This window comes from Exiguobacterium sp. s91, from assembly GCF_018618915.1.
In the GTDB taxonomy this organism is placed as follows: Bacteria; Bacillota; Bacilli; order Exiguobacteriales; family Exiguobacteriaceae; genus Exiguobacterium_A; species Exiguobacterium_A abrahamii.
The window spans coordinates 2,142,713-2,156,446 of sequence record NZ_JACSMZ010000001.1 but is presented as its reverse complement, the minus strand read 5'-3'; the positions used below and the strand labels follow the sequence as shown (position 1 = coordinate 2,156,446).

The 13,734-nt window shown below is 45.9% G+C and carries 14 protein-coding genes; 13 read left to right on the top strand and 1 reads right to left on the bottom strand.

The features are described 5' to 3' along the window. Nucleotides 1-42: 42 nt before the first annotated feature. Entirely contained in the window at nt 43-684 is a 642-nt protein-coding gene (locus KNQ06_RS11150) for a YczE/YyaS/YitT family protein (RefSeq protein ID WP_064300371.1), read from the bottom strand. 170 nt (nt 685-854) lie between these two features. Here KNQ06_RS11150 and KNQ06_RS11145 point away from each other — a divergent pair, with 170 nt between their 5' ends. The 13 genes from KNQ06_RS11145 (at nt 855) to KNQ06_RS11085 (ending at nt 13,729) form a co-directional block, all read left to right on the top strand. Then, nucleotides 855-1,418, top strand: coding sequence for a glycerol-3-phosphate responsive antiterminator (locus tag KNQ06_RS11145; protein WP_023467370.1), 564 nt, complete (start codon nt 855-857; stop codon nt 1,416-1,418). A 195-nt stretch (nt 1,419-1,613) separates the two neighbouring features. Beyond that, the gene (locus tag KNQ06_RS11140; RefSeq protein WP_064300370.1) at nt 1,614-2,438 is read left to right on the top strand and encodes an MIP/aquaporin family protein; all 825 of its coding nucleotides are present in this window, start codon (nt 1,614-1,616) and stop codon (nt 2,436-2,438) included. A gap of 30 nt (nt 2,439-2,468) precedes the next feature. Then, a complete protein-coding gene (gene glpK, locus KNQ06_RS11135; RefSeq protein ID WP_050677155.1) occupies nt 2,469-3,959 on the top strand; it encodes a glycerol kinase GlpK in 1,491 nt (496 codons plus the stop codon). Nucleotides 3,960-4,093: 134 nt separating this feature from the next. Continuing rightward, nucleotides 4,094-5,749: a glycerol-3-phosphate dehydrogenase/oxidase gene (locus KNQ06_RS11130; RefSeq protein ID WP_023467373.1), complete on the top strand. Its 1,656-nt coding sequence runs from the start codon at nt 4,094-4,096 to the stop codon at nt 5,747-5,749. Between the two features lie 146 nt (nt 5,750-5,895). Continuing rightward, nucleotides 5,896-6,576, top strand: coding sequence for a DsbA family oxidoreductase (locus KNQ06_RS11125; protein ID WP_064300369.1), 681 nt, complete (start codon nt 5,896-5,898; stop codon nt 6,574-6,576). 39 nt (nt 6,577-6,615) lie between these two features. After that, nucleotides 6,616-7,605: a lipoate--protein ligase gene (gene lplA, locus KNQ06_RS11120; protein ID WP_023467375.1), complete on the top strand. Its 990-nt coding sequence runs from the start codon at nt 6,616-6,618 to the stop codon at nt 7,603-7,605. A gap of 50 nt (nt 7,606-7,655) precedes the next feature. Continuing rightward, nucleotides 7,656-8,543, top strand: a complete 888-nt coding sequence (locus KNQ06_RS11115) for an SDR family oxidoreductase (protein WP_064300368.1) — start codon at nt 7,656-7,658, stop codon at nt 8,541-8,543. Nucleotides 8,544-8,667: 124 nt separating this feature from the next. Continuing rightward, entirely contained in the window at nt 8,668-10,215 is a 1,548-nt protein-coding gene (locus tag KNQ06_RS11110) for a fatty acid--CoA ligase family protein (protein WP_214768932.1), read from the top strand. Nucleotides 10,216-10,282: 67 nt separating this feature from the next. Beyond that, nucleotides 10,283-10,717: a methylglyoxal synthase gene (gene mgsA / locus KNQ06_RS11105; RefSeq protein WP_023467379.1), complete on the top strand. Its 435-nt coding sequence runs from the start codon at nt 10,283-10,285 to the stop codon at nt 10,715-10,717. Nucleotides 10,718-10,813: 96 nt separating this feature from the next. After that, nucleotides 10,814-10,969, top strand: coding sequence for a hypothetical protein (locus KNQ06_RS11100; RefSeq protein WP_167507527.1), 156 nt, complete (start codon nt 10,814-10,816; stop codon nt 10,967-10,969). Between the two features lie 134 nt (nt 10,970-11,103). After that, on the top strand, nt 11,104-11,766 hold the full coding sequence (locus tag KNQ06_RS11095; RefSeq protein WP_023467381.1) for a response regulator transcription factor: 663 nt from the start codon (nt 11,104-11,106) through the stop codon (nt 11,764-11,766). Beyond that, nucleotides 11,763-13,145 (top strand): HAMP domain-containing sensor histidine kinase, encoded by a 1,383-nt coding sequence (locus tag KNQ06_RS11090; protein ID WP_133207918.1) that lies wholly within the window; start codon nt 11,763-11,765, stop codon nt 13,143-13,145. The genes KNQ06_RS11095 and KNQ06_RS11090 overlap by 4 nt, the downstream gene beginning before the upstream one ends. Nucleotides 13,146-13,255: 110 nt before the next feature. After that, entirely contained in the window at nt 13,256-13,729 is a 474-nt protein-coding gene (locus KNQ06_RS11085; protein ID WP_029340962.1) for a competence protein ComK, read from the top strand. Nucleotides 13,730-13,734 lie beyond the last annotated feature (5 nt).

Here is a 13,734-nt window from a genome sequence, read left to right as displayed (position 1 = left end):
GATAGATGAATTTGTCTATCAGTAGCAGCTCTTTTACAGTATTCAAGAACTTGTCCGTTTAGGTGGACGTGCCGTAATCGGGAACAATCGCTGAAACCATTCGATCAGTGGACCGTTCAATAAGAGGAAAATGAAAGTTCCGACTCCGATGCCGATCAGTTCGCGTTCAATCAGTGAAAAGAGGCAAGCAATCAAAAAAGGAATACCGAGGCTGATCGTTGCTCCGAGCGATGTACTTTTAAAGCGGCTGATCAGTGACTTCATCAAGTAATCCGGTGGCATCAATACGAATCCGATTTGGAGATAGAGGGCGAGTCCAAGTGAAATCAATGGCATACCGATCAACATGTACACGGCGCGCATCCAAAGTCCCTGTGGTGTGTAAATCAATTGATGGATGGATAAGAAGAAATCAATCGCAGCGCCGAAAAGGACGACGAGTGCAAAACTGAGAACAATCGTCCACCAACTAAATCGACTCCCGAGAGAAAGTGCTGCAATCAAAGCAAGCACATGTAAGACGATGATCGCTAGTCCGACAGTTAAAGGTGAGATGGCCGCGACGGCCTCACTCGCTGAAGTCCAAGGTGCACTCCCGATCGAGGCGGTCACCATGAAGCTGTTTCCTAAGGCGTTAATTAAAATAGAGAATAAATAGATGACAATCCGTTTTTGCTGACTCATTGACGTGCACAGACGGTAGGACTGCGCGTTCACCTCCTGAAAAAAAATCGTTTCGTTAAGCTATACCCTAATCGTAGCGCTCTTTTCACTTATTTTCATGAAAAGAGCATTGCCTATTCCTCCTATTTCACGACATACTTAGGACACATTACGAATCAGGGGGAGAACATATGACATATTTTGGACAGAAGATCCTGCCTTCCGTTAGAAAATTAGAAGACTTTGAAAAGATGCTGAAGAGTCCATATGAATATGGGGTCTTACTCGAAATGCACGTATCGCGCTTAAAAGCAGTCTATGAGATGGCGCATCGTTACGACAAAAAAATGTTTTTGCACATGGATCTCGTTCAAGGATTAAAAAATGATGAATACGCAACGGAATACGTCTGCCAAGAATTAAAGCCGTATGGTGTCATTTCGACGAAGGCGAGCGTCATCTTGAAAGCACGTCAAAAAAAGGTCAAGACGATGCAACGCATGTTCTTACTCGATTCCAGTTCACTCGAAAAAAGTTATCAACTCATGGAACGGACGCAACCTGATTACATCGAGGTGTTACCTGGATTAATGCCAAAGTACATTCAAGAAGTGAAAGAAAAGACGGGGCGTCTCGTATTCGCCGGTGGACTCATCGATACGGTCGAGGAAGTGGAACAAGCAATTGAAGCAGGTGCCTCAAGTATCACAACATCGAATAAGGACTTGTGGCGTCATTTTGAACCACGCTCCTAACCGGATTGTGATGAAAATCATTCAGATTGTTTGACAGCGTTTTCACTGATTGTTATAGTGATATCAAGTTGATACAAAGTGACGGAGAAAAGGGAGATTCACGTGTGAGTCCTGCTTGAAGAACATTCAAGTATGAACTGACGTGGATCTCCTTTTTATGTTGCTTTTTTCACATAACCAAAAGGAGGAACACATATGTCACCCATTTTAGCGGAATTTTTAGGCACAGCTTTGCTTGTCGCGCTTGGGAACGGTGTAGGTGCAGGCGTTAGTTTGACGAAATCGTTTGCAAAGGATGCAGGCTGGATCGTCATCACGTTTGCGTGGGGTTTTGCCGTGGCGATTGCAGCGTATGCCGTCGGTCAATTCAGTGGAGCACACCTTAACCCAGCAGTAACGCTTGGTTTAGCCTTTGACGGTTCATTTGCATGGACGGACGTACCAGGCTATATCGTCGCTCAAATTGCCGGCGGGATACTTGGTGCAAGTCTTGTTTTCGTCCATTACTTACCACATTGGGCAGAGACGAAAGACCCAGCAGCGAAACTCGGCGTCTTTGCGACGTCACCAGCGATTCCACATACATTTGCCAATCTAATGAGTGAAATGATTGCAACATTCTTACTTGTCATCGGGTTGTTGTCGATCGGAGCGAATAAGTTCTCAGATGGTCTGAATCCATTGATCGTCGGTTTCTTGATCGTCAGCCTCGGTATGTCATTCGGAGGCACGACAGGATATGCGATGAATCCGGCGCGGGACCTTGGTCCACGTATCGCTCACTTCATCTTACCGATTCATGGAAAAGGATCATCGAACTGGGGATACTCATGGATTCCGGTTCTCGGACCAGTTCTCGGTGGAAGTCTTGGCGGATTGTTTTATCGTTCGGTCTTCACAGGAAAAGATACACCGGCTTTTTGGATTGTAGGACTTGTGACAATCGTCATATTAGGCTTATGCTATAGATTCGGTGTTCGTCCGAACAAAACAACGTCAGTGGAGTCAAAGTCAGCTTAACTTATTTAGATACAAAAGGATGGGGAAGAGATGGAGAACTACATTTTGTCATTGGATCAGGGAACGACGAGTACACGTGCGATCCTGTTTAATCGTGCCGGCGAGATCGTCCATTCAGCGCAACAGGAATTCACGCAGTATTTTCCGAAACCAGGTTGGGTCGAACACAACGCAAACGAGATTTGGGGAAGTGTCCTTGCTGTCGTGGCGACTTGTCTGACGGAGGCGAACGTAAAGCCGTCGCAGATTGCTGGTATTGGAATCACGAATCAACGTGAAACAGCTGTCGTTTGGGAAAAAGAAACAGGGAAACCGATTCACAATGCAGTCGTGTGGCAATCGAGACAAACGGCTGAAATCTGTGAAGCGCTTCGAGCAGCCGGTCATGCCGAGCTCTTCCGTGAGAAGACAGGTCTATTGATTGACGCTTATTTCTCTGGTACGAAAGTCAAATGGATTTTAGATCATGTCGAAGGAGCACGGGAACGTGCTGAACGTGGTGAACTACTGTTCGGTACGATCGATACGTGGCTCATCTGGAAATTATCCGGCGGAAAAGCACATGTGACCGACTATTCGAATGCAAGTCGTACGTTGATGTATAACATTCATGAATTAAAATGGGATGACGAGTTACTCGGCATCTTAGATGTCCCAAAAGCCATGCTTCCGGAAGTACGACCATCTTCTGAAGTGTACGCAGAGACAGCAGGGTATCACTTCTTCGGAGAAGCAGTTCCAATTGCTGGAGCAGCAGGCGATCAGCAAGCCGCATTGTTTGGCCAAGCATGTTTTGATACAGGAATGGCGAAAAACACATACGGTACGGGTTGCTTCATGCTGATGAACACAGGGGAAGAGGCTGTGAAATCAGATCACGGATTGCTGACGACGATCGCGTGGGGCGTCGATGGAAAAGTGGAGTATGCCTTAGAAGGAAGTATCTTCGTCGCAGGATCTGCGATTCAGTGGTTACGTGACGGCTTACGTCTCATTGATGATGCCAAAGAATCAGAAGGATACGCAACACGCGTCACGTCTTCAGACGGTGTCTACGTCGTACCAGCATTCGTTGGTCTTGGTACACCTTACTGGGATTCAGACGTTCGTGGTGCCGTCTTCGGTTTGACACGTGGTACGGAAAAAGAACATTTCATCCGCGCGACACTTGAATCACTCGCTTATCAGACACGCGACGTCCTATCTGCGATGGAGCAAGATTCAGGCATCGAGATGAAAACGCTCCGTGTCGATGGTGGAGCAGTTAAAAACGACTTCTTGATGCAGTTCCAAGGTGACATCATCCAAGCGCCAGTTGAGCGTCCGGAAATCAATGAAACGACGGCGTTAGGTGCAGCGTACCTCGCAGGTCTTGCTGTTGGATTCTTTGAGAACCGTGAACAGATTGCGACGCAATGGAAAAAAGAACGTCGTTTCGAGCCGAGTATGGCGAAAGAAGAGACGGATGCGCTCTACGGTGGATGGCAAAAAGCTGTTCAAGCTACGATGTTGTTCAAATGATGTGAGGTATGTTATAGTAAGGTCAAGTTAATAAATCGGTCGGAGAATATGGAGAGACCACAGCAGCAGTTGACATAGTCAGCGTGTTTGTTGTGGTCTCTTTTTTTTTCGAACCTAAACAGGAGGAACTATTCATGGCTAACCAACCATTTTCAAGCAAAAACCGTGCAGATGTCTATAATCGATTAACACGTGAAGAACTCGATCTACTCGTCGTAGGTGGCGGTATCACAGGTGCGGGGATCGCCCTCGATGCAGCGTCACGCGGTATGAAGATTGGCCTCGTCGAAATGCAGGATTTCGCGTCCGGTACGTCTAGTCGTTCAACGAAATTAGTCCATGGTGGTCTACGTTATTTAAAACAATTCGAAGTTCAGATGGTCGCTGAAGTCGGTAAAGAACGTGCGATCGTTTACGAAAACGGACCACACGTCACGACACCAGAGTGGATGTTGCTTCCGATGCATAAAGGCGGTACGTTCGGACCGTTCAGTACGTCAATCGGTCTTCGTGTTTATGACTTCTTAGCAGGTGTTAAACGTTCGGAATGGCGGACGATGTTATCTGCGAAAGAAACATTAGCGAAAGAACCACTCGTCAAACAACAAGGTCTTAAAGGTGGCGGTTACTACGTTGAGTACCGCACAGATGACGCCCGTCTAACAATCGAAGTCATGAAAGAAGCGGTTGAACACGGTGCACGCGTCGTCAACTATACAAAAGCGGAAGAAATCATCTACGATGCTGGAAAAGTCGTCGGCATGCGTGTGACGGACCTCTTGACAGGTGACGTACATGAAATCCGTGCGAAAAAAGTCGTCAACGCGACAGGTCCATGGGTCGATGAATTACGTGAAAAAGATGGCTCTAAAGTCGGGAAACAACTTCGTTTGACAAAAGGGGTCCACGTCGTCATCGATCAATCGAAATTCCCACTCAAACAAGCGGTCTACTTCGATACACCAGACGGTCGGATGATTTTCGCGATTCCACGTGATGGAAAAGCGTACGTTGGTACGACAGATACGTTCTTCGATAAAGATACTGCACATCCGAAGTTCACAGTCGAAGACCAAGACTACGTCCTAGACGCGATTCACTATATGTTCCCAGAGGTTAAAGTGACAGCGGAAGACGTGGAATCAAGCTGGGCTGGTGTACGTCCATTGATTTATGAAGAAGGAAAAGATCCTTCTGAAATCTCTCGTAAAGATGAAGTATGGCAGTCTGAGTCAGGTCTCATCACGATTGCGGGTGGGAAATTGACTGGATACCGTAAAATGGGTGAGCACGTCGTTGATCTCGTCGCTAAACTCTTGAAAAAAGAAGAAAACGTCGCGTACGCACGTTGCTCGACGAAAAACATGCCAATGTCTGGTGGACACGTCGGCGGAGCAAAAGGATTTGCTGAATTCTTAAAAGCTCAAACAGCAACGAACGGTCTAACGACAGAAGAAGTTCAATTCCTAGCAAAACGCTACGGTTCGAACTTACCGAAAGTACTGGAATACGCAGCAGCATTCGATGCAGCAACGACAGCTCTTCCACGTTCTGTCTATGCACAACTCCACTACAGCATCGAACATGAAATGGTCGCTCGTCCGATCGACTTCTTCATCCGCCGTACAGGTGCTGTCTTCTTCGATATCGCTTGGGCTCGTGCTCATAAAGATGCCGTCATCGAAGAGATGAAATCTGTCTTGAACTGGACAGCAGAACAAACAGATGCTTATACGAAAGAACTCGATATCGAGATCGAAGATGCAGCACATGCACTCGTGACAGAATAAGCTCTCTAACTCATCAAGGAATCAAGATCAATATGATCTTGATTTCTTTTTTTACATATTCGTATTGACGCGGGCGGAAAGATTGCAACTCTTTCTAGAGGCGACTATGCTTAATGTATGAAATTGCACAAAAGGAGAGAACACAGATGAAAGTAGAAGTATGGTCGGATTACGCATGTCCGTTTTGTTATATTGGGAAGCGTCGTTTAGAACAAGCAATTGCGAACGAAAAGTTAGATGTCGAGGTCGAATTCAAGAGCTTTGAACTCGATCCAGATGCACCAGCAGTACCGACGCAAGGATTATACGAAATTCTTGCTTCAAAATATGGAACGACTCTCGAGCAAGCACGGAATATGTCGCAAGGTGTCGTTGATACGGCACGTCAGGAAGGCTTGCACTACGAGATGGATCGTGTCATCCCAGCCAATACATTTGAGGCTCATCGTCTGACTCAATTCGCTAAAAAACATGGTAAGATGAATGCAGTATCAGAAGCCTTGTTCACAGCGTACTTCATGAATGGAGAAGATCTGAATGACCGAGCTATTCTGACAAGGATCGCAGTAGATGCTGGACTTGCTGAGGCAGATGTCAAAGCGTTTCTTGCGTCAGAAGAACTGGCGACAGATGTTCGAGAAGAAGAAGCGATGGCACAACAACTGGGTGTCCGTGGTGTACCGTTCTTCGTCTTTGACCGGAAATATGCCATTTCTGGCGCACAACCAGTGGAAGCCTTCGAACAAGTCTTCGCGAAGATGCGCCAAGAACAAACACTTGAAGTCATCGCTGAAGGTGACGCGTGTGGTGTTGACGGCTGTAACTGATCACATTATGATTCCATCACAAAGGAGCACGAAACCCTTATGAAATTCATCTTCCATCCTGAGATTCGCGATGCGCGAATCAATCTCGCTGTCGAAGAATTCATCTTGAACAACCTGAACGTTAATGAAGAAGACTATTTCTTGTTTTATATCAATGGTCCGTCGATCATCGTCGGAAAAAACCAGAACACGAATGAAGAAGTCAATTTGAAATATGTCGAAGAAAACGGCATCCACGTCGTCCGTCGTCTTTCAGGTGGTGGCGCTGTGTATCATGACGAAGGAAACTTGAACTTCAGTTTCTTGACAAAAGATGACGGTGATTCGTTCAACAACTATAAAAAGTTCACGGAGCCAGTCGTACAAGCGCTGCATAAACTCGGTGTCGAAGCGGAGTTATCTGGACGAAACGATATTCATGTCGGAAGTCGGAAAATCAGTGGGAATGCTCAGTTCACGACTAAAGGGCGGATGTTTAGTCACGGTACACTGATGCTCGATTCGAACATCGAAGAAGTCGTCAATGCGCTTGTCGTCAGTGAAGAGAAGATGCGCTCTAAAGGCATTAAATCAGTCCGGAGTCGTGTCGCGAATATCTCGGAATTCCTGTCAGAACCATTGACGATGGAACAATTCGTCGATCATCTCCTTGCTTCGATCTATGAAGGGAAAGAGATTGAACGGTATATCTTAACCGAAGAGGACTGGGATAAAGTACGTGCCATCTCGGCAGAACGTTATGGCAACTGGGAGTGGAATTTCGGGAAATCGCCGAAATTCGACGTCATTCATAAAAAACGTTTCCCAATCGGTACGATTGACTTCCGATTAAACGTCAAAAAAGGCATCATCGAAGAAGCGAAGATTTACGGTGACTTCTTTGGCGTCGAGGATGCAGAAGAAATCGCACGGGCGCTCGAAGGTTCGCGCTATGATCGCGCGTCACTTCGCGAAGTGCTCGGTCGGTACGAATTGAAAAAATATTTCGGTGCCGTCGAACTAGATGAGGTGCTAGACGTTTTAGCGTAAGTCTTTATGGGAAAACTCCTTCTATCAACTGCATAGGGGGAGTTTTTTTCATGGGCTATAATAAAGATAATTTTTTAGAAGGTTCGTTGACGGACTTTATTGATTTCGAACGGATTTCAGAACAGTTACCAAAAACGGAGGATGAACAGCCGTTACCATATTATGAGCGTGATGATTATAAGGCAGCAGGAAAATTAGAGGGGAAAGTCGCGATCGTCACGGGCGGCAACTCTGGAATCGGGCGTGCTGTCTCAATTGCTTATGTCCGAGAAGGAGCGAAAGTTGTCATCGCCTTCTACGGTGATCAAGAAGGGGCAGAAGAAACAAAGGCACGCCTTGAGGAATTAGGAGGCGAAGTCCTACTTTCTAAAGGAGATATCGGAGATGCGGATTACTGTGAAACACTGGTCCAAAAAACAATCGATCGTTTCGGTCGCTTAGATATCATCGTCAACAATGCGAGTATGCAAAAACCAGAAGATAGTCTGAAGGATATTACAGACGAGTCGATGGAAAAGACGTTCAAGACGAATATCTTCGGAATGATGCGTCTTGCCCGTGCTGCCTTACCGCATCTTTCACTCGGTTCTGCCATCATCAATACGACATCTTCAACGGCATACGAAGGAAATGCGTTACTGATCGATTATTCTGCTACTAAGGGAGCAATCGTCAGCTTCACACGAAGTCTTTCGATGAACTTAGCGAAGGAAGGAATTCGTGTCAATGCCGTCGCACCGGGTCCGATCTGGACGCCGCTCATCACGGAAACGTTCCCGCATGAGTCGGTCAAGACATTCGGGAAAAATACACCGATGGATCGCCCAGGGCAACCGGCTGAGATGGCATCTGCGTATGTATTCTTAGCGTGTAACGATTCAAGTTATATGACAGGACAAGTCCTTCACTTAAACGGTGGCGTCATCGTCAACGGTTAAAAAGAAACTCGGTGAAAACGTTTCCAAAAAGTGTTACACTATCCATACGGTCGCTTTTGACTACGTATGGATTTTTTTTACGTAAAAAATGAATAGTCATTCATTCGAAAGGGGAATTTTGCTCATGCTTGGATTGATTCAATCCGTCGAAGAAACCGCTCGAACACATCCGGATTCAACGGCGTATGTGTTTGAGGACACGCAAGTCAGCTATCGTGAGTTTGTCGAGAAGTTTCACCGGGCAGCCGGCGCACTCGAAGCGAACGGAATCCGAAAAGGTGATCATGTCGCGCTAATCTTAGGGAATAGCCCAGCATTCCTAGTGGCATATTACGCCATCATGAAACAAGGGGCAATCGCGATTCCAATCAACCCTACATATACACCGGATGAAATCGGGTATATCCTGATGAACGGTGATGTGAAGGGGATTTTAGGCATTGCACCGCTCGTCGAAGCTGCAAAAGATCGTCTCGTGCATTTACCGAATCTCAAGATCGTCGTCTCTGTTCCCTACGCGGATCAGGAAGGACCAAACGAAACGCATCAACAAGTGACGTTCATCACGCTCGATCGCTGGCTCGAAATCGAACATCCATTGACAGAAGTGACGAATGAATTGGACGACATTGCTGTCATTCTCTATACGAGTGGAACGACAGGAAAACCAAAAGGTGCGATGTTGTCCCATCGTAATCTGACGTCGAATGCGCGCTCGATTGGGGATTATCTACATGTATCCAGTAGCGATCGGACACTTGCCGTATTACCGATGTTCCATGTTTTTTGTTTGACGGTCGTCGTCAATGCTTCACTCGCACATGGAGCGTCAATCATCATTGCTTCACGTTTTTCACCACAAGAAACGTTTGAGTTGGCGAAAAAAGAACAGGTGACGATCTTTGCGGGTGTACCGACGATGTATAATTTCTTACTTCAAACTGTGAAGGCTCATCCGGAATATGCGACCTATTTTGAATCAACACGTTTGTTCGTCTCAGGAGGAGCGAGTCTCCCAGTGCCGCTTCTTGAAGCATTTGATCGGACATTCCAATGTCGTATCCTCGAAGGATATGGTTTATCGGAAGCATCACCCGTTACCTGTTTCAATCCGGTCAATGGTGTTCAGAAACCAGGCTCGATTGGTACATCGATCGTCGATGTCGAAAACAAAGTCGTCGATGAACTGGGACAAGAATTACCAGATGGTCAAGTCGGAGAATTGATCGTTCGTGGACCAAACGTCATGACGGGTTATTACAAGATGCCGGAAGAATCGCAAGCGACGTTACGCGATGGCTGGTTATATACGGGTGATTTGGCTCGTCGAGATGAAGACGGTTATTTCTATATCGTCGATCGTAAAAAAGATATGATCATCGTCGGTGGTTACAACGTCTACCCGCGTGAAGTCGAGGAAGTGCTCTATCAGCATCCGAATATCATTGAAGCCGCCGTCATCGGCATACCGGACGAGGAGATGGGCGAAGCTGTCAAAGCATTCGTCGTTGCCCGTGAGACGATGACGGAAGAGGAAACGCGGACATTCTGTGCTACATCACTCGCGAAATATAAATGTCCGACACAGATTGAATTCATCGAGCAATTGCCTCGTAACACGACCGGAAAGATTTTACGGACCGTGTTGAAGAAACAACCGACGAACTCATGAGTGGAATCAAGAACTTCAGGTTTCTGAAGTTCTTTTTCTGTGCATAGACCAGAAGGAGGGGATACGAATGAATATTGCATTGATCGCACATGATGAAAAGAAAGATGAGATGATGGGCTTTACACGGGCTTACGCCGCATTCTTTAAGAAAAATACGTTATACGCGACAGGAACGACTGGACAACGGATCATGGAAGCAACAGACTTGCATGTCCATCGTTGTAAATCTGGACCACTCGGTGGGGATCAAGAAATCGGCGCCCTCGTGGCACAAGGGAAAATCGATATCGTGATTTTTTTACGGGATCCACTGACGGCACAACCGCATGAGCCGGACGTCTCGGCACTCATTCGATTGTGTGACGTGTACGATCTGCCGCTTGCGACGAATGTCGGAACTGCTGAAATTTTAATCAATGGACTCGAACAAGGACAATTCGATTGGAAGGAAATCATCCGAAAGCGTCATGAACTGGAACAACAAAAGTTTTTAGACGATTAATTTCATGAGAACGCTTCTCATTTTCGATTGAGCATGCTATAGTCAGTTTGAGGATGATACTGATTATCAATTGCGATGGAAAAGGTGGCGAAGAAAATGGAGATTCTATTAATGACGGGTGTAACGGTATTGCTAGGAGGCGGCGTTGGATTCTTGACGCACGTCGTAAAAATGGAACGTCGTCAACAGGCAACAACTGTGACTTCAAAGAACGAGCAAGTAGCGTATCCAGCGCTCCGTCTCGTCAAATAATAGAAAATTTACGACTTCGCCTTTCTTTTCTTTTGAAAAGAAAGGTTTTTTTGAATTATTATCCACTCTCCCATAATTTTGCGGAATTCCTTTGATACACTGAAACAAAGCACATTAGTCGAGGAGTGAGAGCCATGCATACAATCTATTTAGTTGATGATGAAGTGAACTTGAATCGTGTACTCGTGAAATATTTGGAGCAAGAAGGATGGCAGGTGAAATCGTTTACGTCTGGTGAGGCAGCGGCCTCTGCCATCGTTGAAAAGCCTGACTTATGGATTTTAGACATCATGCTACCGGATATGGATGGTTTTCAATTGATTAAGCGGATCAAGGCACATGATGAGACGACACCTGTCATTTTCATCTCGGCTCGGGATGAGGATATCGATAAAATCATTGGTCTTGAGATGGGATCGGACGATTACATCGCAAAACCGTTTCTTCCGCGAGAACTCGTCATCCGCGTCAAAAAGATTTTGGCACGAACGTATGCGACACCAAAGAGTGGTGTCATCCAATACGGTGATTATATGATTTATCCAGAGAAACGAATCATCGAAGAGAATGGTCAAGAAATCGATTTGACGTCGAAAGAGTACGATTTGTTGATTTTATTCGCCACACAAATTGGGACGCCGATGTCACGCGAGCAGATTCTCGTCAGCGTCTGGGGTGACGATTATTTCGGTTCGGACCGAGTCGTAGATGATCTCGTTCGTCGCGTCCGTAAAAAATTATCGAAACTCGAGCTCGAAACGATTTACGGGATCGGTTATCGCTTGGTGTCTGCATGAAAAACCGCAGTCTCGGATTCCAGATTTGGGCGATGTTTCTGCTCGTCATCGTCACGCTTTCTGCGGTCATTCTCCTGGTCATTCGGTCATCGATCGGAAATTTCATCGATGAACAAGTCTATGCGACACTTGAGAATAGCGAAGTCTTCTTCTCGAAGGACGCCTCCGTCATCGAGATGCTTCAGGATAATCCGATTGAATTCGACCGCCGAAAACAGGAGTCCCGTTCTGTTAATATCCTACTCCTTTCTAAAAACGGAAAGCTCTATTACGGTGGAGCGCCACAACAGCTGATCAATCAGATGTACCGTGATGCGATTGATCAAAAAACAGTTACGGCAAAGTATACAACGCGTCTTGATAAAGAAGATGTATACTACAGTATTCGAAAAATCGAGGATAGTGGTGAAACGTACTATCGTGTCTCTTATGTTTGGGATGCGTATCGACAAGAACTGATTACGCAATTATTCTCCAAAATCGGATTCGTCGTCATCATTGGAAGTATCTTCACGCTGTTCATTGCGTTTTGGTTAGCGCGACGTTTGACACAACCACTCGTCGAAATCGAGGGGGCGGTCGGGAAGATCGCGGCTCAGAAATGGGATACACCACTTCCGCTTGATCGCGGGGATGAAATCGGACGACTCGCACGATCCGTCGATGCGATGCGGATGGATCTTGAAAAACAAGATAAGGCACAAAAATCATTACTTCAAAACATCTCCCATGATTTGAAAACACCGATCATGGTCATCCGAAGTTATGCTCAATCCATCTCAGACGGGATTTATCCAGATGGTGATTTGACTGGATCCGTATCCGTCATTGATGAAGAAGCGGAGCGGTTGGAGAAAAAAGTCGCGGCTCTACTCTATGTCACGAAGCTCGACTATTTCGAGCTCGATCGTTCGACATGGGACAATGTTGACATCGACCGGATGGTGCATCTGTTGAAAAATCGTTTTTCCGGAACGAAGTCACTTGACTGGCATGTCAGTGGAGAAGCAGGAATCGTTCTTGGTGAAGGAGAGCAGTTACGTGTTGCGCTCGAAAATGTCATGGACAATGCGATTCGTTATGCCGAAACACGAATTGATATTCGACTGTCCGGAACAGCGGATCAGGTTCATATCGAAATCGAAAATGATGGACCACCGCTTGACGCCTCCTCGCCACTGTTCCATCAATTCTCACGTGGTAAGGAAGGGAAGTTTGGGCTTGGTCTCTATATCGTCAAACGGATCGTCGAGCGTCATGACGGGACAGTTGCAATCGAGAATCGTTCTGCGGGAAATGGAATCGGAAAAGTTTGTGTGATTTTTAATTTTCCGCGTCATTTCATTGAGCAAGAGGAAAAAAATCCAAAAGAATTTTAAAAACGGGATCTTAGGATCTCGTTTTTTTCATTAGGAAATAATCGTTACGTTCATGCAAAGCAAAAGGAAGTTTGATATAACCAATATAATCCAAGAAGGGAGCGAAGGAGATGTCATACCCAATCACGGAAGAAACGTTAGCCTTGATCCCGCGATACGGTCAATACGGTGAACCGCAGACACTCGTCATCAAGGAACATTCTGAAAGTATTTTAGATGGTCATCCCATTAAGTTGATTGAAGAATCCTGTTTGTATTTTGGTTCGTCCATGCGTGGAAGAATCGAAGCAGCGCGGCATATTCTTGGTCCGAACCGAAAGACCCCTGTTTTAGTGGATTGGCAAGCACAGACGATTTTCTTTCCAACGACCGCAAAAGAAAAGGCGGAATGTATTTGGATTAATTTTAAACAGATGAAGACTGTTCAGAAAAAATCCGGTAAAGTACAAGTCGAATTTCAGACAGGTCAATGTATCGATACGGATGCATCCGCATACAGCATCGAACGACAACGGATTAAAACACTGGAACTGGCGTATGAAATGCAGCGTCGTTTTCAGTTGCCGGAGTTTAAGAATCGGTGAAAAGT

Bases quoted from the DNA above. Each gene is read 5' to 3' on its own strand.
- mgsA (WP_023467379.1), top strand. From the start codon at position 10,283: ATGAATATTGCATTGATCGCACATGATGAAAAGAAAGATGAGATGATG.
- KNQ06_RS11110 (WP_214768932.1), top strand. From the start codon at position 8,668: ATGCTTGGATTGATTCAATCCGTCGAAGAAACCGCTCGAACACATCCG.
- KNQ06_RS11130 (WP_023467373.1), top strand. From the start codon at position 4,094: ATGGCTAACCAACCATTTTCAAGCAAAAACCGTGCAGATGTCTATAAT.
- KNQ06_RS11115 (WP_064300368.1), top strand. From the start codon at position 7,656: ATGGGCTATAATAAAGATAATTTTTTAGAAGGTTCGTTGACGGACTTT.
- KNQ06_RS11150 (WP_064300371.1), bottom strand. From the start codon at position 684: ATGAGTCAGCAAAAACGGATTGTCATCTATTTATTCTCTATTTTAATT.
- glpK (WP_050677155.1), top strand. From the start codon at position 2,469: ATGGAGAACTACATTTTGTCATTGGATCAGGGAACGACGAGTACACGT.
- lplA (WP_023467375.1), top strand. From the start codon at position 6,616: ATGAAATTCATCTTCCATCCTGAGATTCGCGATGCGCGAATCAATCTC.
- KNQ06_RS11100 (WP_167507527.1), top strand. From the start codon at position 10,814: ATGGAGATTCTATTAATGACGGGTGTAACGGTATTGCTAGGAGGCGGC.
- KNQ06_RS11145 (WP_023467370.1), top strand. From the start codon at position 855: ATGACATATTTTGGACAGAAGATCCTGCCTTCCGTTAGAAAATTAGAA.
- KNQ06_RS11125 (WP_064300369.1), top strand. From the start codon at position 5,896: ATGAAAGTAGAAGTATGGTCGGATTACGCATGTCCGTTTTGTTATATT.
- KNQ06_RS11095 (WP_023467381.1), top strand. From the start codon at position 11,104: ATGCATACAATCTATTTAGTTGATGATGAAGTGAACTTGAATCGTGTA.
- KNQ06_RS11140 (WP_064300370.1), top strand. From the start codon at position 1,614: ATGTCACCCATTTTAGCGGAATTTTTAGGCACAGCTTTGCTTGTCGCG.
- KNQ06_RS11090 (WP_133207918.1), top strand. From the start codon at position 11,763: ATGAAAAACCGCAGTCTCGGATTCCAGATTTGGGCGATGTTTCTGCTC.
- KNQ06_RS11085 (WP_029340962.1), top strand. From the start codon at position 13,256: ATGTCATACCCAATCACGGAAGAAACGTTAGCCTTGATCCCGCGATAC.